Source organism: Enterobacter sp. SLBN-59, from assembly GCF_024807915.1.
Lineage (GTDB): Bacteria > Pseudomonadota > Gammaproteobacteria > Enterobacterales > Enterobacteriaceae > Enterobacter > Enterobacter asburiae_B.
Genome location: NZ_JANUFI010000001.1, coordinates 2,877,715 through 2,898,691 on the forward strand (window position 1 = coordinate 2,877,715; position 20,977 = coordinate 2,898,691).

18 protein-coding genes are annotated in these 20,977 nt (G+C 57.1%); 10 read left to right on the plus strand and 8 right to left on the minus strand.

All coding sequences use genetic code 11. The features are described from left to right. Positions 1 to 328 precede the first annotated feature (328 nt). A complete protein-coding gene (locus tag M2422_RS13735; protein ID WP_033147018.1) occupies positions 329 to 1,069 on the minus strand; it encodes a MipA/OmpV family protein in 741 nt (246 codons plus the stop codon). Between the two features lie 117 nt (positions 1,070 to 1,186). Between M2422_RS13735 and M2422_RS13740 the strand changes: the two genes are divergently transcribed. Beyond that, positions 1,187 to 2,152 (plus strand): LysR family transcriptional regulator, encoded by a 966-nt coding sequence (locus tag M2422_RS13740; RefSeq protein WP_064673797.1) that lies wholly within the window; start codon positions 1,187 to 1,189, stop codon positions 2,150 to 2,152. Here the strand turns inward: M2422_RS13740 and aldB are convergent. From aldB to M2422_RS13770, 6 genes are all read right to left on the minus strand, one after another. Continuing rightward, entirely contained in the window at positions 2,149 to 3,687 is a 1,539-nt protein-coding gene (aldB, locus tag M2422_RS13745) for an aldehyde dehydrogenase AldB (protein ID WP_023309928.1), read from the minus strand. The genes M2422_RS13740 and aldB overlap by 4 nt on opposite strands. Positions 3,688 to 3,772: 85 nt before the next feature. Then, positions 3,773 to 5,620 (minus strand): selenocysteine-specific translation elongation factor, encoded by a 1,848-nt coding sequence (selB, locus tag M2422_RS13750; RefSeq protein WP_064673798.1) that lies wholly within the window; start codon positions 5,618 to 5,620, stop codon positions 3,773 to 3,775. Beyond that, the gene (gene selA / locus M2422_RS13755) at positions 5,617 to 7,002 is read right to left on the minus strand and encodes an L-seryl-tRNA(Sec) selenium transferase (RefSeq protein ID WP_064673799.1); all 1,386 of its coding nucleotides are present in this window, start codon (positions 7,000 to 7,002) and stop codon (positions 5,617 to 5,619) included. Before selA ends, selB begins: the two co-directional genes overlap by 4 nt. A 103-nt stretch (positions 7,003 to 7,105) precedes the next feature. Beyond that, positions 7,106 to 7,714, minus strand: a complete 609-nt coding sequence (locus tag M2422_RS13760; protein ID WP_047059729.1) for a glutathione S-transferase — start codon at positions 7,712 to 7,714, stop codon at positions 7,106 to 7,108. A gap of 90 nt (positions 7,715 to 7,804) precedes the next feature. Further along, entirely contained in the window at positions 7,805 to 8,941 is a 1,137-nt protein-coding gene (locus tag M2422_RS13765) for an HlyD family secretion protein (protein WP_033147023.1), read from the minus strand. Positions 8,942 to 8,943: 2 nt separating this feature from the next. Then, entirely contained in the window at positions 8,944 to 9,300 is a 357-nt protein-coding gene (locus M2422_RS13770; protein ID WP_023334046.1) for a DUF3302 domain-containing protein, read from the minus strand. A gap of 659 nt (positions 9,301 to 9,959) precedes the next feature. On the opposite strand from M2422_RS13770, the gene M2422_RS13775 reads away from it, so the two are divergent. The 9 genes from M2422_RS13775 to trmL all read left to right on the plus strand — a co-directional run bounded on the left by M2422_RS13775 (position 9,960) and on the right by trmL (position 20,050). Further along, a complete protein-coding gene (locus M2422_RS13775) occupies positions 9,960 to 11,867 on the plus strand; it encodes a PTS mannitol transporter subunit IICBA (RefSeq protein ID WP_023309922.1) in 1,908 nt (635 codons plus the stop codon). A gap of 98 nt (positions 11,868 to 11,965) precedes the next feature. Beyond that, the gene (mtlD, locus tag M2422_RS13780) at positions 11,966 to 13,114 is read left to right on the plus strand and encodes a mannitol-1-phosphate 5-dehydrogenase (RefSeq protein ID WP_064673800.1); all 1,149 of its coding nucleotides are present in this window, start codon (positions 11,966 to 11,968) and stop codon (positions 13,112 to 13,114) included. Then, positions 13,111 to 13,701, plus strand: a complete 591-nt coding sequence (gene mtlR / locus M2422_RS13785; RefSeq protein WP_045887681.1) for a mannitol operon repressor MtlR — start codon at positions 13,111 to 13,113, stop codon at positions 13,699 to 13,701. Before mtlD ends, mtlR begins: the two co-directional genes overlap by 4 nt. 58 nt (positions 13,702 to 13,759) lie before the next feature. Then, a complete protein-coding gene (locus M2422_RS13790; protein ID WP_064673801.1) occupies positions 13,760 to 14,122 on the plus strand; it encodes a YibL family ribosome-associated protein in 363 nt (120 codons plus the stop codon). A 279-nt stretch (positions 14,123 to 14,401) separates the two neighbouring features. Continuing rightward, positions 14,402 to 16,057, plus strand: a complete 1,656-nt coding sequence (lldP, locus tag M2422_RS13795) for an L-lactate permease (protein ID WP_032650757.1) — start codon at positions 14,402 to 14,404, stop codon at positions 16,055 to 16,057. Continuing rightward, on the plus strand, positions 16,054 to 16,827 hold the full coding sequence (gene lldR / locus M2422_RS13800) for a transcriptional regulator LldR (RefSeq protein ID WP_023294814.1): 774 nt from the start codon (positions 16,054 to 16,056) through the stop codon (positions 16,825 to 16,827). Before lldP ends, lldR begins: the two co-directional genes overlap by 4 nt. After that, positions 16,824 to 18,011 (plus strand): quinone-dependent L-lactate dehydrogenase, encoded by a 1,188-nt coding sequence (lldD, locus tag M2422_RS13805; protein ID WP_029740822.1) that lies wholly within the window; start codon positions 16,824 to 16,826, stop codon positions 18,009 to 18,011. Before lldR ends, lldD begins: the two co-directional genes overlap by 4 nt. A 182-nt stretch (positions 18,012 to 18,193) precedes the next feature. After that, positions 18,194 to 19,534, plus strand: a complete 1,341-nt coding sequence (locus tag M2422_RS13810) for an aromatic acid/H+ symport family MFS transporter (protein ID WP_064673802.1) — start codon at positions 18,194 to 18,196, stop codon at positions 19,532 to 19,534. Between the two features lie 45 nt (positions 19,535 to 19,579). Next, on the plus strand, positions 19,580 to 20,050 hold the full coding sequence (gene trmL / locus M2422_RS13815; protein ID WP_032643735.1) for a tRNA (uridine(34)/cytosine(34)/5-carboxymethylaminomethyluridine(34)-2'-O)-methyltransferase TrmL: 471 nt from the start codon (positions 19,580 to 19,582) through the stop codon (positions 20,048 to 20,050). A 32-nt stretch (positions 20,051 to 20,082) separates the two neighbouring features. Here the strand turns inward: trmL and cysE are convergent, their stop codons facing one another. Next, on the minus strand, positions 20,083 to 20,904 hold the full coding sequence (gene cysE, locus M2422_RS13820; protein ID WP_008502718.1) for a serine O-acetyltransferase: 822 nt from the start codon (positions 20,902 to 20,904) through the stop codon (positions 20,083 to 20,085). Positions 20,905 to 20,977: the final 73 nt, after the last annotated feature.

Genomic DNA, 20,977 nt, shown 5'->3' on the forward strand with positions numbered 1-20,977 from the left:
ACCGTCGAAGTCAGAATGAATGTAAGCCGGATAAAACATAACGACTTCTGATATCCGTGCTTAATTCCCGCCTTTCGCCAAATACGGGCGAGAGTGCCCGGTTTGATTTTCTTTAAGCATGATACACATGATGCACACCTTTATTGATGGCGCAGATCGCATTAGCGTATCAGGAATATTAATGAGGAAGCCATGACGGGAAGGGAAAACGGGAGATCGGTACTCTCAAATATGCCCGGCGGCGCTTTGCTTGCACGGGCCTACGTAAAACTGCGATGGCAGTCCATGTAGGCCGGGTAAGGCGAAGCCGCCACCCGGCTTTAGCGCATCAGAAACGCCAGGTCAGGCCGGTCATCAGCGCGAAGCTGTCGTCGCGGTCGATCATCGGGCTGTTCTTCACGTCGTCAGGCAATACGGTGTAGACCGCGCTGGCGTTAAGATACAGCTTCTGGGTTAACTGATATTTGGCCGCCAGGCCAACGTATGGCGTCCAGCTGTCACCGGCGGTGTATTCATCCAGACCTGAGCGGCGAGACTCGCTTCCGGATACGCCGTAGTAGTAGTCGTTATAGCTTTCGTCGCTATAGAAAATACCGACAGAGGGCGTCAGGGTCAGGCGTTCCATCCTGATTGGACGGAAGTATGAAACCTCGCCGATCATACCGCCGCTTTCATCCGTGGCATCGCCCGAGACCGCCACTTTCAGCGAACCCCAGCTTTCGTGGCGGTAGTACGCGCCGCCGAGGAAGGCAGAAGCTTTACGCTCATCAAGCTTTTTCATCTGATGGTCGTCGTTGTCATCAGGATCGAAATGCAGCGGCATCCACGATGCGGTCAGGCTGAGTTCATTTTTTGCGTCTTTCCACAGGATCCATCCGCCCGTGGTCTGGCGAACATAAAAGCTATCGCCTTCGTAGCTAATTAACGGTACTGCGGTAGTATTTTCGTTATAGCCTTTGTAAGGAGACTCATTAAATACAGCCCCCGCTCCTAGTGAAAAGTCACCGGCCATTGCTGAGGATGTTGCAAATAACGTGGCAGCGATGAGTAAATTGTATTTAATAGTCATTACATGTAATCCATTAAAATGCCAAACAAGCGAGGCGCATAATAATGGTTACAAATTTGCCAATGCAACGCTGCGGTTTATATAATATTATATACAAAATCATATAGATGGGTGTGCATGATGAATAAATTACAGCTAAAGCCGCGCGAGTTAAAAATTATATCCGTCATCGCAGCCACCCACAGCATTGGTGATGCCGCCGCCCTGCTGGGCATGGCGCAGGCCAACGTCAGTAAATATCTGTCTGATTTTGAAACGCGGGTTGGACTCAAGGTTTTTGAGCGCACCACGCGCCAGCTGGCCCTGACCCAGTTTGGGGAAGCGTTACTCCCGTACATTGATGCCACGCTGGATAAGAACAGTCAACTCGTTAATTTTATTGCTGATTACAAGCATGAAAAGCGCGGAAAGGTCACGATCTATGCCCCTACAGGTATCGTAACCTATCTCGCGCGCCACGTGATCCATCAGATAGAAGATATCGGTGACATCCGCATCTCCCTGAAAACCTATAACCTGGATCGGAATGAATTTTCAGAAGGCGTTTCTTTTCCGGATGACTGCGATATTTTAATTACCTATGCGCCGCCGAAAGACGAAAGTCTGGTTGCCAGCGTGTTAACAAAATATTCTGTTACGGCATTCGCTACCCTGGAATATTTAAATAAACACCCCTTAACGGGACCTGAAGGTTTAATTAATCACTCCTGTATTCTCATTGATTCCATGCTGATCGATGATGCAAACATCTGGCGTTTCCGCGTGCACGGCAGTGATAGCGTGCATGACTACCGGGTGACCGGTAATTATATTTGCGACAATACGCAGACGGCCCTGGAGCTGGCAAGAAATAATCTTGGGATTGTTTTTGCGCCAAAAGAGAGTCTGAAAAAAGAATTAACGCAAGGGATGCTGGTTCCCTGCTTCCCGCATCAGGAAGAGTGGTGGCTCGATCTGACGGCCATTTTCCGCAAACGCGAATACCAGCCCTGGCGCGTGCAATACGTTCTGGATGGCGTTCTGAACTGCCTGCGCCAGCAAATTGCTCAGGCCGCCCATGGACGGCCTGAGCTGGGCGATTAGAACAGCCCCAGCGGTTTATCGGAGTAGCTGACCAGCAAACATTTCGTCTGCTGATAATGTTCCAGCATCATCTTGTGGGTTTCACGCCCGATGCCCGATTGCTTATAACCGCCAAATGCCGCGTGCGCAGGATAGGCGTGGTAGCAGTTGGTCCAGACGCGCCCGGCCTGAATGCCTCTGCCCATTTTATAGGCCAGGTTACCGTTGCGGCTCCAGACGCCGGCTCCCAGGCCATACGGCGTGTCGTTGGCAATCTCCAGCGCCTCCTCCATCGTTTTGAAGGTGGTTACGGCCAGCACCGGTCCGAAAATTTCCTCCTGGAAGACGCGCATGTTGTTCTGACCGAACAGGATCGTTGGCTCCAGGTAATACCCTTCCTGCAGATCCCCGCCGAGCACCTTACGGCGACCGCCGGTCAGAATATCCGCCCCCTCTTTCTTGCCGATATCGATGTAGTTGAGGATGGTTTCCAGCTGTCCGTGCGAGACCTGCGCCCCCATCTGCGTGACGTTATCGAGCGGGTTACCGCTGCGGATAGACTCGACGCGGCGAATGGCCCGCTCCATAAAGCGCTCATAGATGGACTCCTGCACCAGCGCGCGGCTTGGGCAGGTGCAGACTTCGCCCTGGTTAAACGCAAACAGCGCAAACCCTTCCAGGGCTTTATCGAAGAAAGCATCCTCTTCCTCCATCACGTCCGCGAAGAAGATGTTCGGGGATTTCCCGCCCAGCTCCAGGGTCACGGGAATGATGTTCTGCGTGGCGTACTGCATAATCTGCTGGCCCACTTCCGTCGACCCGGTAAACGCCACTTTAGCGATCCGTTTCGAGGTAGCCAGATATTCCCCTATCTCACCGCCCGCACCGTTGACCACGTTAATCACGCCAGGCGGCAGAAGATCGCCAACGATTTCCATCAGCAGCAGCACCGAGAGCGGGGTCAGACGCGCCGGTTTAAGCACAATGCAGTTCCCGGCCGCCAGCGCGGGCGCCATTTTCCAGCTCGCCATCAGCAGCGGGAAGTTCCATGGAATGATTTGCCCGACGACGCCCAGCGGCTCGTGGAAGTGATACGCCACGGTGTCGCTGTCAACCTCGCTTATTCCGCCCTCCTGAGCGCGAATGCAGGAGGCAAAATAGCGGAAGTGGTCGATGGCAAGCGGCACGTCTGCCGCCATCGTTTCCCGGATAGGCTTGCCGTTATCCCAGGTTTCCGCCGTCGCCAGCAGCTCCAGATTCTGCTCCATCCGGTCGGCGATTTTGAACAAAATAGCCGCGCGGTCCTGAACGGAGGTGTGGCCCCATTTATCTTTCGCTTTGTGCGCCGCATCCAGCGCCAGATCGATATCGCGCTTGCCGGAGCTGGCTATTTCGCACAGCGGCTGGCCGGTTACGGGGGTCAGGTTGGAATAGTATTCGCCGTCGACGGGAGCTACCCAGTCGCCGCCAATAAAGTTGTCATAACGAGGCTTCAGCTTGAGGGGAAAACCATACTCGCCGGGCTGGATACGCGATGAGGGAGGATTGTTTGTCATGACCGTCTCCTTGCTGTTGGTGTACATCAAGGGTAGTTCCGGCTGGCGATTTTCTCGCCAACCGGTAACGGCTTTACGACGGGGGTCACGGAGTTTCAGGAAATAATAACGAATCGCGCAATAAATGATCGTTACCGCGACGGCGGGTGAAGCCGATGCGGTTGAAATACTCCAGGATCTGAATCGCCAGCTTGCGGCCCACGTTCAGCCGGTCGCGGAAATCGGCTGCGCAGGTAGAGCCCCGCTCCAGATCCAGCTCGCGGATCAGGTTCGCAAAGGCCACAATACGATCGTTACGGTAATAACGATCTTTCACGATCGCGACTATCAGCCCCTGCTGCGCCGCATGGCGCAATACCTGACGCATCACCTGCTCGTCGGTATTCGTTTCGCGGGCCAGATCGCGAACCCACCACGGCTCATCGCCAAACAGCGAGGCCACTTTTTGCCATACCGCTTCTTGCTCTGCGGTGAACCCGGCCTTGTGATCCGGCAGATGGAGCCAGCCGTGGTGGCTTTTGATCGCCCCGCTTTCGCGCATGTTTTCAATCAGCAGCAGCACCAGCGCATCGTCTTCCATCGGCAGCGCCATGCGCCGCAGACGCTCACGGCCCGGGCCAGGCTCATCCTGATGCTGTTCATGGTATGTTGCGAGCGTGTTCAGTATCTTACGCTGCCAGTTCGCAGCAACCGGGGCGTTTAGCAGACTGTTTCCAGCCTGAATAAAGCCCGGCTGCTGGGCCAGCAGGCGTAATCCTTCCTCGCTCAGCTGGCGTGCCCATGCAAAATCACGCAGGCTCACCGCACCGCGCTCAAGATGCACCCGCAGCGCGGCGTTATCATCGCTGGCCTGCACCAGCGCTGCCAGCCACTGCAGATATTCGGGCTTACGCTTGCCGCGTCGCGGTGGATTCAGCGCGACCACCCGTGCCCCGGCCAGCGTTTCCCGCGCGGAAATATCACGCAGAACCAGACGATCGTTGTCTGCAAGCCAGAGCGGTGAATCGAATACCAGTTCGGCAAGATCGTTTTCCAGCAGCGACACGCGCCCGGTGATATGGCTGGCCGCGTGGTGAATATGCAGCGGCTGCCATTGGGTCAGGGGCACGTTTGTCTGCAGGGAAACAATGACGCGTTCAGACGGCTCAGGTGGGGCATCGGCCAGCAGCCAGTCGCCGCGGTTAAGCTGCTCTTTTTCCGCATCCCCGGCAATGTTCAGCGCGATCCGCTGCCCGGCATGAGCACGCTCCGCGGGCTGGTTTTGCGCATGCAGGCCGCGCACGCGCATCGCCTTGTTAACGCCCGTCAGCCAGAGCGTATCACCTACGTTCACTTCACCGCTCAGCGCCGTACCGGTCACCACCAGCCCCGCGCCTTTGACGGTAAACGCCCGGTCAATTGCCAGACGGAAGCGGTGATGGCTGGCGTGGTCACGCGACGAAAGCTGCTGTAAGTGGTGGCGAAGTTCATCGATACCGCGCCCTTCTGTCGCCACGGTGACAAAAAGCGGGGCATCGGCAAAACCATACTCCTGCAAGGTCGCCTGTACCGCTTCGCGCACCTCACTGACGCGTGCGTCATCCACGCGATCGGCTTTGGTCAGCGCCACGGTCAACTGCGGGTTACCGGTCAGCTGCAGGATCGCCAGGTGCTCACGGGTTTGCGCCATAACGCCATCATCGCAGGCCACCACCAGCAGGGCATGATCGATACCCCCCACGCCCGCCAGCATGTTGGACAGAAACTTTTCATGCCCCGGAACATCAATAAAACCCAGCACGCGACCATCAGGCTGGGGCCAGTAGGCATAGCCCAGATCGATGGTCATGCCGCGCTTTTTCTCTTCCGGCAGGCGGTCGGCGTTTATGCCGGTAATAGCCTGCAGCAACGTGGTTTTTCCGTGGTCGACATGACCGGCGGTGGCAATAATCATTTCAACAACATCTCCAGAAATCGCTCTTCATCTTCAAGGCAGCGCAGATCCAGCCACATTCGGCCATCGTAAATCCGCCCGATAACCGGCGCAGGCAGGCCACGCCAGCGCGCCGACAGGGCTTCAAGGTGGCTGCCGCGCCCGTCACGCGGGGTGAACGTGAGCGCTTCACTCGGCAGCCTGTCCACCGGCAGCGAACCGCTGCCAATCTGCGACTGGCAGGGTTCAATGCGAACGTCAAAATCGGGGTAGTGCGGGGCAATGCGCGGCAGCAGTAATTCGGCCTGGGCGCGAATCGAGGCGGCATCGCGGGTTAACAGACGCAGCGTGGGCAGGCGGTCGGCCAGTTTCTCCGGATGGAGATAGAGCCGCAGCGTCGCCTCCAGCGCGGCAAGCGTCATTTTATCGGCTCGCAGGGCGCGCTTGAGCGGATGCTGCTGCAGCTTCGCAATCAGCTCGCGCTTGCCGACGATAATCCCGGCCTGCGGCCCGCCCAGCAGCTTGTCGCCGGAAAAGCTGACCAGGCTAACGCCTGCGGCAATCATCTCTTGCGGCATCGGCTCTCTCGGCAGCCCGTAAAGGCTCAGATCCACCAGCGAGCCGCTGCCGAGATCGGCAATCACCGGAATATTCAGTTCGCGGCCAATCGCCGCCAGCTCTGCCTCTTCAACCGTTTTGGTGAAGCCTTCAATATGGTAATTGCTGGTGTGGACCTTCATCAGCAGGGCGGTATTTTCATTCACCGCCGCGCGATAATCTTTCGCATGGGTACGGTTAGTAGTGCCCACTTCATGCAGCGTGCAGCCCGCCTGGCGCATCACGTCCGGAATACGAAACGCCCCGCCAATCTCCACCAGCTCGCCGCGGGAAACCACCACCTCTTTGCCGCTGGCAGTCGCCGCCAGCATCAGCAGCACCGCTGCGGCGTTGTTATTCACAATGCAGGCATCTTCCGCGCCGGTCAGCTGGCACAGCAGGTCCGCCAGCGCCCGGTCACGATGCCCGCGTCCGGCGCCGTCCAGATCGTACTCCAGCGTCACGGGCGCCCGCATGGCCTGCACAACCGCAGCCACCGCCTCTTCCGCCTGCTGCGCGCGGCCCAGGTTGGTATGCAGCACGGTACCGGTCAGGTTAATCACCGGGCGTAATGCGCTTTGCGCTTTCTCATCCAGCCGGTGCTCAACTTCCTGCTCCCACGCCGCGCACCAGTCGGGCAAGGCGTTTTCTGCCTGAATAGCGCATCGGGCTTCGTCCTGAAGCAGGCGTAACATCTCCACCGTCGCGGTATGGCCGAAGCGCTCAACGGCAGCATGAATGCGGGGCTCGCGAAGGAGGCGGTCGGTAGCGGGGATCTGGCTGTACAGCGAATGATGAGTAGTCATGAAAGCGCCTGGCGAGTAAATATCTTCCCCCCTCCCGACGGGAGAGGGAGTTAACATGTGGAGGGATTGTACCGCCTCCGACGCCGAAGTGTTATAACCCGCATCAAGCCTTTGGCGGTTCGGTACGGGCAAAGCTCTCGCGGCTAAAAAGCGTGTCTGCCAGTTTCACCAGCAGCGGACGGTCGACGCACCAGCCAGGGGAAACCCGGCGGAAGTTGAGATAGCCGATGGCGCAGGCGATAGCGATAGTTGCCAGGTTCAGGCTGTCGGTTTGAATCTTTCCCTCCCGGATAAGCTGTTCGCACCTGTCCAGGCTGCGGCTGATTTTTTCCCGCTGGCGTAACAGTTCCGTTTCCGACTGCTGGGCGGCGGGCCTGGCCTGTTCACGCACGGAGGTTAACGCCGCATCCATAATGCCATCGGCCAGAGCTTCAATTTGCTTCAGCGCCAGCGCCGCTTTTGGGTCAGCCGGCAGCATTGCCGGGGCAACGCCCAGCAGCTCGATATACTCCGCAATAATCGGGGAATCGAACCAGTATTCGCCCTCGTCCGTCACCAGCGCCGGGACTTTCCCCAGCGGGTTGTACTGCGCGACGCCGTTTTCAGCGTTGTAGGGCTGTTCATTGATGAATTCAAATTCAATCCCTTTCTCCAGCAGGAGAATCGAGATTTTTCGCACGAAGGGACTGGTGTAGCTACCGATGAGTTTCATTGCCTGATCCTTGATGCCGGAAAAAAGTCAGTATGGATCAAGCGATGAAAAAAGGGCAGGTACGCGTGTCGCATTCCTGCCCTGGAAGGATTAGTGATCGAGGTAGAGGTAGTGCATCCAGCTCGTCATGCGCAGCAATACTTTACGCATCACCGAGACGTGGGCGAAATGGTCCGAGTAGACCGCCACCTGGGCATAGATACCGTCTGGCAGCGCATCGACTTCCGCATTCGGATCCAGCTCAATCGTACCCAACACGCCGTCCGTTCCCGGCACCACCGTCAGCGACTGCAGCGCGCCCTGCGCCTGATAGGAGCCTCCCGGCACCACCGGCAGAATACTGGTGAGTTTACCGGTAAACACCTGGCCCGGCAGCGCGTTAAACACCACCTCCGCTTCATCGCCCGGCTTCAGACGCAACAGCGAGTTCTGACGGAACTGGGCCACGATCTGACGCTTCTGTTCAGGAATAAAGACCATCACCGGACGCAGCGGCAGCGCGGCGGCGTACGTCCCCGGACGGATCAGCACCTGGGTGATGTAGCCATCGCTTGGCGCACGGACCACGGTCTGATCCAGGTTGTATTTGGCTTCAGCAAGCTGCGCGCGTAAGGAGGCAATCTGCGACTGCTCGCCGTTCACCATGCTGTCCAGCTGGCTTTGAATCTGCGTCTGTTCGGCAACGGAGCCTTTCACCATCGCATCCTGTGCGAGATAATTTTGCCGCGCGTTGTCGATATCGCTTTCAGAAAACGGATTCACCTTTGCCTGGCTGCCTTTCAGGTAGCGCTGATAATCTTTAAACAGACGATCGCGTTCAGCCGACACGCGGGTGGTATTGGCGACCGCTTCCGAAAGCTGCGCTTTCAGATTGTCGATATTGTGCGTTGCGGTCACCAGGTCGGCCTGGAGTCTGTCGACGCGCGCCTGGTAGCGGCCCGGATCCAGTTTAAATAACACTTCGCCTTTTTTAATTAGCTGGTTATTTTTATCGGTCACTTCACTGACCACCCCGGTAACCTGCGGCGTAATTGGAATAGAAATAACCGCCTTTTGCGCCGTAAAGGTGTACGGATGGTTATAGTTCATTAATAGAATAAGTCCGGCAACAATAAACACCCCGCCTAATGTCGCGGTGGCAAGCGTCCACTGGTTTACCGGAATACGGAATATTTTAAAAATCACCCAGGCAAATGCCACATAGGTCAAAATAATTAACAGATCCATGATTAGCGCTCCAGCGTGTTCTTATCAGCGGCGGGCTGTACCGCGGCCAGCTTTTGTTCTAATTCGGCCACGCGTTTGGCCAGCGCATCCATGCCCGGAACCTCATCAGGCTTGGTGATGTGGTTTTGCATCCCCCAGCCGCGATCTTCACGGTACAGCGTGGCCCATATCCACAGGAACGGCCAGATGGCATGGAGCGTAAACAGGCTAATCCAGCCTGCCGTGTGAATCGCATCGGCATGCGGATGGTTTCGCTTTTTGGCCATATTATAAGGAATGTCATGGATGGCGATGATTCCATAAAAAAGAACCAGAAATACAAAAATCAATACGCCCAGCGCAAAATAGTTGAGAAACATATTCTCCTCACTTAAACAACGTCAACTCATTTAATTAATAAAACAGTACGCAACCTAATTAATTTATTTTGAAATACAGAAGGTATACTGGTTATTTCAGAGCCGGGGAGTATCGTTTTTTATAATATCTCCGTGCAAGTTTATAAGCGTGTCAAAATATATCCTGAATAATAATATACTTAACCTTACAATATGAGCGTAATCCACGTTTTAACTTTTCGCCATACCACACTTCAAAAGTGGTTTTTTAGCTTAACGTGTCGCGCTATGCCATCCTGACGCCGAATCGCTAAGCAGAGTTTGCCGCCGATCACAGCCGGAGAAATCTGCATAAAAATATTTTGTGAAATCAGTCACAATCCAGAAACAAACCCACAAAACCAAATCGTGACAACCATCACATAAAAGGGTGGTTTTTGCCGCATTTCTCGCCGTCGTATTTTTTATGCCCATCTTTTTTGTGACTAAGATCACCTCATTGACATCCACACCCCCTACCTTTACGTGATATGCGTCACACAAATTTTCACTGTCTGGACAGTTGAACGATTCAGTGCCAGATTTCACAGCATCAGAACAGGGCCCGGCTACCTCTGCCGCCTCATTAACAATAAACCTCGGGCCGCAAGCCTAAGCGTAAACAGAAGAAGGGGTGTTTTATGTCATCCGATTTCAAGATCAAAGTTCAAAGCTTTGGTCGTTTCCTCAGCAACATGGTGATGCCAAATATCGGCGCGTTTATCGCGTGGGGTATCATCACTGCATTGTTCATTCCGACAGGGTGGTTGCCTAACGAAACGCTGGCGAAACTTGTTGGCCCAATGATTACCTATCTCCTGCCGCTGCTCATCGGTTTCACCGGTGGTCGTCTGGTGGGCGGTGACCGTGGTGGCGTAGTGGGTGCCATCACGACCATGGGTGTTATCGTCGGTGCGGATATGCCGATGTTCCTCGGTGCAATGATTGCCGGTCCTCTGGGCGGCTGGGCGATTAAGAAATTCGACGTCTGGGTTGATGGTAAGATCAAATCCGGCTTCGAAATGCTGGTGAACAACTTCTCTGCGGGCATCATCGGGATGATCCTCGCGATTCTGGCGTTCCTCGGCATTGGCCCAGCGGTTGAAGTGCTGTCTAAAATTCTGGCGGCAGGCGTTAACTTTATGGTGGCGCACGACATGCTGCCGCTGGCGTCTATCTTCGTTGAACCGGCGAAAATCCTGTTCCTGAACAACGCCATCAACCACGGCATTTTCTCGCCGCTGGGTATTCAGCAGTCTCACGATCTCGGCAAGTCCATCTTCTTCCTGATTGAAGCGAACCCGGGTCCGGGCATGGGCGTTCTGCTGGCGTACATGTTCTTTGGCCGCGGCAGCGCTAAGCAGTCTGCTGGCGGTGCGGCAATCATTCACTTCCTGGGTGGTATCCACGAAATTTACTTCCCGTACGTGCTGATGAACCCACGTCTGATCCTGGCCGTTATCCTTGGCGGTATGACCGGCGTGTTCACCCTGAGCGTGCTGGGCGGCGGTCTGGTGTCTCCAGCTTCTCCGGGTTCTATCCTGGCTGTGCTGGCGATGACGCCAAAAGGGGCGTACTTCGCGAACATCGCGGCCATCTGTGCGGCCATGGCAGTCTCCTTCGTGGTCTCTTCTATCCTGCTGAAAACCAGCAAAGTGAAAGAAGACGACGATATTGAAGCGGCGACCCGTCGTATGCACGACATGAAAGCCGAATCCAAAGGCGCAACCCCGCTGGCGGCTGGCGATGTGTCTAACGACCTGAGCCACGTGCGTAAAATCATCGTAGCCTGTGACGCCGGTATGGGTTCCAGCGCAATGGGTGCAGGCGTGCTGCGTAAGAAAGTGCAGGATGCGGGTCTGACCAACATCTCCGTCACCAACAGCGCCATTAACAGCCTGCCGCCGGACGTTGACCTGGTCATCACGCACCGCGACCTGACCGAACGCGCCATGCGCCAGGTGCCGCAGGCACAGCACATCTCGCTGACCAACTTCCTCGACAGCGGCCTGTACACCAGCCTGACCGAACGTCTGGTTGCGGCGCAGCGTCACGAAGACAACGAAGTGAAAGTGCGCTCAAGCCTGCAGGACAGCTTTGACGAAAGCAACGCCCACCTGTTCAAACTGGGTGCGGAAAACATCTTCCTCGGTCGCACAGCAGCAACCAAAGAAGAAGCGATTCGCTTTGCCGGCGAGCAGCTGGTGAAAGGCGGCTACGTTCAGCCTGAATATGTCGACGCAATGCTGGAACGCGAAAAACTGACGCCAACCTACCTGGGCGAATCCATCGCGGTTCCGCACGGTACGGTTGAAGCGAAAGATCGCGTCCTGAAAACCGGCGTCGTATTCTGTCAGTATCCGCAGGGCGTGCGCTTCGGTGAAGAAGAAGACGACATCGCCCGTCTGGTGATTGGTATCGCCGCTCGCAACAACGAGCACATTCAGGTGATTACCAGCCTGACCAACGCGCTGGACGATGAGTCTGTCATTGCGCGTCTGGCCAGCACCACCAGCGTGGAAGAAGTCCTGGCACTTCTTAACAAATAAGTCCTCTTCCCTCTCCCCTCTGGGGAGAGGGCTAGGGTGAGGGGAAAAGTTCCTCACCCCAGCCCTCTCGGGTAAAAACATTGATGAAGGTTAACACTATGAAAGCATTACATTTTGGCGCAGGTAATATCGGTCGTGGTTTTATCGGTAAACTGCTGGCAGACGCGGGCATTACGCTGACATTCGCCGATGTGAATCAGGTGGTCCTGGATGCCCTGAATGCGCGTCATAGCTATCAGGTCCATGTAGTCGGTGAAAACGAGCAGGTTGAGACGGTGTCCGGCGTCAACGCGGTCAGCAGCATCGGGGAAGACGTTATCGACCTGATCGCCAGCGTCGATCTGGTCACCACGGCCGTGGGTCCGGTCGTCCTTGAGCGCATCGCCCCTGCGGTTGCGAAAGGCCTGGCAAAACGTAAAGCGCAGGGCATCGACGCTCCGCTGAACATCATCGCCTGTGAAAACATGGTGCGCGGCACCACGCAGCTGAAAGGCCACGTGCTCAACGCTGTAGCAGATGAAGACAAAACCTGGGTTGAAGCGCACGTCGGGTTTGTGGATTCCGCCGTGGATCGCATCGTTCCGCCGTCTGAATCCGCCACCAACGACCCGCTGGAAGTGACCGTGGAAACCTTCAGCGAGTGGATCGTTGATAAAACCCAGTTTAAAGGCGCCCTGCCGACCATTCCGGGAATGGAATTAACCGATAACCTGATGGCATTTGTCGAACGCAAACTCTTCACGCTGAACACCGGGCATGCTATAACCGCGTACCTCGGAAAATTGGCCGGTCATCAGACCATTCGTGACGCGATCCTCGATGAGAAGATCCGCGCGGTGGTGAAAGGGGCAATGGAAGAGAGCGGCGCGGTGCTGATCAAACGCTACGGTTTTGATGCTGATAAACACGCAGCATACATCCAGAAAATCCTCGGTCGCTTTGAAAATCCGTATTTGAAAGATGACGTTGAGCGCGTGGGCCGTCAGCCTCTGCGCAAACTGAGCGCGGGCGACCGTCTGATTAAGCCGCTGCTGGGCACGCTGGAATACGGCCTGCCGCACGCCAACCTGGTGAAAGGGATTGCCGCCGCGATGCACTACCGCAGCGAGCAGGACCCGCAGGCGCAGGAACTGGCTCAGCTGATTGATGACAAAGGCGCGCAGGCTGCGCTGGCGCAGATTTCCGGTCTGGACGCCAACAGCGACGTGGTTGTGGAGGCGGTTAACGCATACAACGCAACCAAATGATGCACAGTGAGGCGCAGGTTAACCTGCGCCCAGATAATAGATTGTCAGATATGCAGGCAATAATGGAACAAACCCAGGCCTTTGAAAATCGTGTGCTTGAGCGTCTGAATGCTGGCAAAACCGTACGAAGCTTCCTGATTGCCGCCGTCGAATTACTGACCGAGGCGGTGAATATCCTGGTGCTTCAGGTGTTTCGCAAAGACGACTACGCGGTAAAGTATGCTGTAGAACCGTTACTGGACGGAGACGGACCGCTGGGCGATTTATCCGTGCGTCTGAAGCTGATTTATGGTCTTGGCGTGCTCAACCGACAAGAGTATGAAGATGCGGAGCTGTTAATGGCGCTGCGCGAAGAGCTCAATCATGACGGTAACGAGTATACCTTTACCGATGATGAGATCCTGGGGCCCTTCGGCGAGCTGCACTGCGTCAGCGCGCTCCCCCCTGCTCCCCATTTTGACAACAGCGACCCTGAGCTCTACGCGATGCAAAAGCTGCGTTATCAACAGGTTGTCCGTTCCACGATGGTGCTCTCCCTGACTGAGCTGATTTCCCGAATCAGCTTAAAAAAAGCGTTTCAGAAGTAAGCCTGCTCACATTGGTGTATCCTTCCCTGTAAATTCCCCGTTTTCAGAGTTATTTGTCATGAAAGAAGTCGAAAAGAACGAAATTAAACGCCTGAGCGACCGTCTGGATCTGATCCGCCACCAGATGGCTGGCCTGTCACTGGTCGATTACGCCGAGAAGTACGCCGAGCTGGAAAAAGAAGCCGCCACGCTGGAAACAGAAATCGAGCGCCTGCGCGAAGTGAAGGGCCAGAAGCTGAGCAAAGAAGCGCAGAAGCTGATGAACATGCCGCACCGCCGCGCGATCACCAAAAAAGAACAGGCCGACATGGGCAAGCTGAAAAAAAGCGTCCGTGGTCTGGTGGTGGTACACCCGATGACCGAACTTGGCCGCGAAATGGGCCTGAAAGAGATGACGGGCTTTTGTAAGACCGCGTTCTGATACTTCCCCCTCTTCCTGTGGGAGAGGGCCGGGGTGAGGGCATCAGGCCCCACCCTGCTTCAAATTGGCCCAACCAATCCCCCTTTTCTTTCTTCCCCGGTTCACAATTCCATTATTTTCGCTCACAAACTCATTGCCTGACCATAACATTTGGTTAACCATTCATTGTCATTAACCCTACAACACAACATTGGCAGGACCACTTTTACACAACCTGTGACGCAGAGTTGAGCGGAGACTCACCCGCAGCGCAGGCTGTCTGGTCCCCAGGAGACCTGCATGAGCCTCTGGCAACAAAACTACGACCCGGCCGGAAATATCTGGCTGTCGAGCCTGATCGCATCGCTTCCGATTCTGTTCTTCTTCTTTGCGCTGATTAAGCTCAAGCTGAAGGGCTACCTCGCCGCGACGTATACCGTTGCTATCGCCCTGATGGTGGCGCTGTTCTTCTATAAAATGCCGGTCGATCGCGCGCTGGCCTCCGTCGTCTACGGTTTCTTCTACGGCCTGTGGCCGATTGCGTGGATCATCATCGCGGCGGTCTTTGTCTATAAAATCTCGGTGAAAACCGGGCAGTTCGACATTATCCGCTCGTCGATTCTTTCCATCACGCCGGACCAGCGCCTGCAGATGCTGATTGTCGGCTTCTCCTTCGGGGCGTTTCTGGAAGGTGCGGCAGGCTTTGGCGCACCGGTGGCGATCACCGCCGCGCTGCTGGTCGGTCTGGGCTTTAACCCGCTCTATGCCGCTGGCCTGTGCCTGATTGTGAACACCGCGCCGGTTGCATTTGGCGCGATGGGTATTCCGATACTGGTGGCCGGACAGGTCACCGGGCTGGACAGCTTCGAGATCGGCCAGATGGTCGGCCGCCAGCTGCCCTTCCTGACCATTATCGTCCTGTTCTGGATCATGGCGATTATGGACGGCTGGCGCGGCGTGAAGGAGACCTGGCCTGCGGTGATGGTAGCGGGCGGTTCGTTCGCTATCGCTCAATACCTCAGCTCGAACTTCCTCGGCCCGGAGCTGCCGGACATCATCTCCTCGCTGGTGTCGCTGGTCTGTCTGACGCTGTTCCTGAAACGCTGGCAGCCGGTACGTATCTTCCGCTTCGCCGACATGGGCGCCTCGCAGGTCGATCAAACCCTGGCGCGTACGGGCTATACGGCAGGACAGGTGATCCGCGCCTGGTCGCCGTTCCTGTTCCTGACCGCAACGGTCACCCTGTGGAGCATTCCGCCGTTTAAAGCCCTGTTCGCCCCGGGCGGCGCGCTGTACGACATGGTGATTAACATCTCCGTACCGTTCCTCGACAAGATGGTCGCCCGTATGCCGCCGGTGGTGCACGCCGCTACGCCGTATGCCGCGGTCTATAAATTCGACTGGTTCTCCGCCACCGGTACCGCCATCCTGTTTGCCGCGATCCTTTCCGTGGTGTGGCTGCGCATGAAGCCTGCGGCCGCGGTGCAGACCTTTGCCGCGACCATTAAAGAGCTGATGCTGCCGATTTACTCCATCGGCATGGTGCTGGCGTTCGCGTTTATCTCGAACTACTCCGGCCTGTCATCGACGCTGGCGCTGGCGCTGGCCCATACCAGCCACGCCTTCACCTTCTTCTCGCCGTTCCTCGGCTGGCTGGGGGTGTTCCTGACCGGTTCCGATACCTCGTCTAACGCCCTGTTTGCCGCGCTGCAGGCAACGGCAGCCCAGCAGATTGGCGTGTCGGATGTCCTGCTGGTGGCCGCGAACACCACCGGCGGCGTGACCGGGAAAATGATCTCTCCACAATCCATCGCCATTGCCTGTGCGGCGGTGGGACTGGTCGGTAAAGAGTCGGATCTGTTCCGCTTTACCGTGAAACACAGCCTGATATTCACCTGCATGGTCGGGGTGATCACCACCCTGCAGGCCTATGTCTTAACCTGGATGATCCCATGATAGTGATGCCCAGACGCCTGTCCGACGAGATTGCCTCTCGCGTGCGGGCGCTGATTGAAGAACAGCAGCTGGAAGCGGGCATGAAGTTGCCCGCCGAACGCCAGCTTGCCGCCCAGCTTGGCGTGTCGCGCAATTCACTGCGCGAGGCGCTGGCGACGCTGGTCAGCGAAGGGGTGCTGGTGAGCCGTCGCGGCGGCGGCACCTTTGTGCGCTGGCAGCATGACGACTGGTCCGAGCAAAACATCGTGCAGCCCCTGAAGACGCTGATGGAGAACGACCCGGACTACAGCTTCGACATCCTTGAAGCGCGTCACGCCATCGAAACCAGTACCGCCTGGCACGCGGCCATGCGGGCAACCGACGCCGACAAAGAGAAACTCATCGCCTGCTTTGAGGCCACGCAAAGCAGCGACCCGGACATCGCCTCCCAGGCGGACGTCCGTTTTCACCTGGCGATTGCCGAGGCGTCGCACAACGTGGTGCTTCTGCAGACCATGCGCGGGTTCTTCGACCTGCTGCAATCCTCCGTTAAACAGAGCCGCCAGCGCATGTATCTGGTTCCGCCGGTGTTTGCCCAGCTGACCGAACAACACGAGGCGGTGCTCAACGCCATTCTGGCCGGTGATGCCGAGGCCGCACGCAAAGCGATGATGGCGCATCTCGGTTTCGTGCACACCACCATTAAACGATTCGATGAAGACCAGGCCCGACAGGCGCGTATTACCCGTCTGCCTGGCGACAGTGATATTTCCAGGGAGAACAAAGCATGATTATTTCAGCAGCCAGTGACTATCGCGCCGCGGCGCAGCGCATTTTGCCCCCGTTCCTGTTCCACTATATCGACGGCGGGGCGTATGCCGAATACACCCTGCGCCGCAACGTGGAAGATCTGTCGGAAGTGGCCCTGCGCCAGCGCGTGCTGAAGAATATGTCTGACCTGAGCCTTGAGACAAAGCTGTTCAACGAAACGCTCTCCATGCCCGTGGCGCTCGCGCCTGTAGGCTTATGCGGCATGTATGCCCGCCGTGGCGAAGTGCAGGCCGCCGCTGCGGCGGATGCCAAAGGCATTCCGTTTACCCTCTCCACCGTGTCCGTCTGCCCGATTGAAGAGGTCGCCCCGACCATCAAGCGCCCGATGTGGTTCCAGCTGTACGTGCTGCGCGATCGCGGCTTTATGCGCAACGCGCTCGAGCGCGCCAAAGCGGCTGGCTGCTCCACGCTGGTCTTTACCGTCGATATGCCGACTCCCGGCGCGCGCTATCGTGATGCCCACTCCGGCATGAGCGGCCCGAATGCTGCGCTCCGTCGTTACTGGCAGGCCGTGACCCACCCACAGTGGGCGTGGGATGTCGGCCTGAACGGTCGTCCGCACGATCTGGGCAATATCTCGGCATACCTCGGTAAACCGACCGGGCTGGAAGATTACATTGGCTGGCTGGCTAACAACTTCGATCCGTCGATCTCGTGGAAAGACCTGGAGTGGATCCGCGAGTTCTGGGACGGCCCGATGGTGATCAAAGGGATCCTCGATCCGGAAGATGCCCGCGACGCGGTACGCTTTGGCGCAGACGGGATTGTGGTCTCTAACCACGGCGGACGCCAGCTTGACGGTGTGCTCTCTTCCGCACGCGCCCTGCCGGCCATCGCCGATGCGGTGAAAGGCGATATTGCGATCCTGGCCGACAGCGGCATCCGCAACGGGCTGGACGTGGTGCGCATGATTGCGCTGGGCGCCGACAGCGTACTGCTGGGGCGCGCGTATCTGTATGCGCTGGCGACGGCGGGCCAGGCAGGGGTGGCGAATCTGCTCAACCTGATCGAAAAAGAGATGAAGGTGGCGATGACGCTGACAGGTGCAAGAACGATTAGCGAAATCAGTAAGGATTCTCTGGTGCAGGAGTTAAGCAAATTACCGGCGGCGCTGGCTCCCCTGGCTCAGGGAAACGCGGCGTAAATTCTCCTCCGTTAATACACCTTTTTCTCGCGCCCGATTTTCCCCTCGGGCGCTTTTTTACGCCAAAAATAACATCCAGATAACATATTGGATAAGAAAATTTGACATCCCCCTGCCGTCCGCAATTGTATAGACAAGCAAATACAAGAACACAAAAACAACATCAGATCGGAGGGGAGCGTATGGCGTATTCAGGTAAGGTGAATATTCAGCAGGTGATCGATGAGAGTCCCTTTTCAGGGTTTCACTGGCTGCTCATTGTGCTGGGCTTTCTGGTTCTGGCGATCGATGGTTTTGATACGGCGGCGATGGGTTACATCGCGCCTACGCTGTCGGCAGAATGGGGGATACACAAACAGGATCTGGGGCCGGTGCTGAGCGCGGCGCTGCTGGGGCTATCGCTGGGCGCGCTGATTGCCGGTCCGGTATCGGACCGGATGGGGCGCAAGCGCGTGCTGGTCTTTTCGTGCCTGTTCTTCGGCCTTGCGAGCCTGGGGACGGCCTGGGCGCAAAGTCTGAATACCCTGACGCTTTGGCGCTTTCTGACGGGCCTGGGGCTCGGCGCCGCAATGCCTAACGCCATCACGCTGATCTCGGAGTTTGCCCCCCAGCGCTGTCGCGCCATGGCGATTAATACCATGTACTGCGGCTTCCCTCTGGGTGCGGCGGGCGGTGGCGCGATCTCTTCCTGGCTTATCCCCCACCACGGCTGGCGGAGCGTGCTGCTGACCGGCGCGATTGCTCCGCTGGTTTTAACGCTGCTGCTGGCGCTGTTTTTACCGGAGTCCGTGAAGTTTCTGGTGCAGCGCGGGAAAGACGTCATGCAGGTCCGCCGCATCGCCAGCCGGTTCGCCCGCAGCACGCTGGATAGCGTCACGGGCTTCTTCCTGGCGGAGGAGAAAGTCGCGTCTAAAAAAGGGAGCGTGTCGCAGCTCTTTTCCATGCCCTGGCTGCCCGGCACCCTGATGCTGTGGGTGACCTATTTTATGGGGCTGGTGATTTACTACGTCCTGCTTAGCTGGATGCCAACGCTGATGCAGGGGATGGGCTATGCTCTGGCGGAATCCGCCTGGCTCACCTCGCTGTTCACCTTCGGCGGCACCGCAGGCATTCTGCTCGCGGGCTGGATGATGGACCGCTGGGAAGCGCATAAAGTGGTCGCGTGTGGTTTCGTGCTGACAATGGGCCTTATTCTTTTACTGGGCATTGAGCATAACCATATCGCTCTGTTTGGCGGGCTGATTTTCCTGATGGGGATCGCGATGAACGGCGCGCAATCGGGCATGCAAACCCTGGCCGCCACCTTTTACCCTACCGAGTGCCGCGCGACGGGCATCGCCTGGATGCAGGGGATCGGCCGCTTTGGCGGCGTGGCGGGAACCATGACCAGCGCCCAGCTTCTCGCTATGCAGTGGCAGGCAGACAGTATTTTAATGATCCTCAGCGTGCCCGCTCTGGTGGCCGCTGCGGCAACCGTCTACAAAATGCTCTACAGCCGCTCGCAGGAACCCGGCGTCGCGTAGTTCCTCTCTTTTCTGCTATTCTGCCCCCGCAATTAAGGGGGCAGCATGCTTAACATCGTTTTATTCGAACCAGAAATTCCGCCAAATACCGGCAATATTATCCGCCTGTGTGCCAACACCGGTTTTCGTCTGCATATCATTGAGCCGATGGGCTTTACGTGGGACGACAAACGCCTGCGTCGCGCAGGGCTGGATTATCATGAATTTACCGCCGTCGTTCGCCATCACGATTACGCCGCGTTTCTGGAAGCAGAGAAGCCGCAGCGCATGTTCGCCCTGACCACCAAAGGCACGCCAGCGCATAGCGCCGTGAGCTATCAGGCAGGTGACTATCTGATGTTTGGCCCGGAAACCCGCGGCCTGCCGGCCACGATCCTGGATGCCCTGCCCGCTGAGCAGAAAATCCGTATTCCGATGATGCCGGACAGCCGCAGCATGAACCTGTCGAACGCGGTGTCGGTGGTGGTGTATGAAGCATGGCGCCAGCTGGGGTATCCGGGCGCCATATTAAGGTAGGCCCGGTAAGCGCAGCGCCACCGGGCAAAATCTCAGATGCCGTCACCATACTCGAACGTATGGTGAATGCCGTTGAAGTGCTGATCCATGTCCATGGACGGCTTATCGCTGTCTGGTTTACCGACGATGCGCGCCGGTACGCCAGCGGCGGTGGTATGCGGCGGCACGGGCTGGAGCACCACGGAGCCTGCGCCGATCTTCGCGCCGCGCCCGACTTCGATATTGCCGAGGATTTTGGCACCCGCGCCAATCATCACCCCTTCACGAATTTTTGGATGGCGATCGCCGCTGGTTTTACCGGTACCGCCCAGGGTAACCGACTGCAGGATCGAGACGTCATCTTCAATCACCGCCGTTTCCCCGACGACAATCCCGGTAGCGTGGTCGAGCATGATCCCGCGGCCAATCTTTGCCGCCGGGTGAATATCGACCTGGAACGTCACGGAAACCTGGTTTTGCAGGAAGATCGCCAGCGCGCGGCGGCCTTCATTCCACAGCCAGTGGCCGATGCGGTAAGCCTGCAGGGCGTGGAAGCCTTTCAGGTACAGCAGCGGTGTAGAATATTTATCGACCGCCGGGTCACGCGTGCGCACGGCCTGGATATCGCAGGCGGCAGAGGCGATCATTTCCGGGTCTGCAGCGTAAGCCTCTTCCACCACTTCACGAATGGCGATAGCTGGCATGATCGAGGAAGCCAGCTTGTTGGCGAGCATATAGCTCAGCGCGCTGCCGAGATTTTCGTGCTTGAGTAGCGTCGCGTGGTAAAAACTGGCCAGCATAGGCTCGCAGTCGGCCAGCGCCCGGGCTTCGGCTTTAATATTGTTCCAGACGATATCCAGTTCTTCACACGGCATTGCTTACTCCAGACGATAGTTAATGACCAGCCAGTTCTGCGCTGGCTGGGTCATTCAGGTGACAACGGTTCCG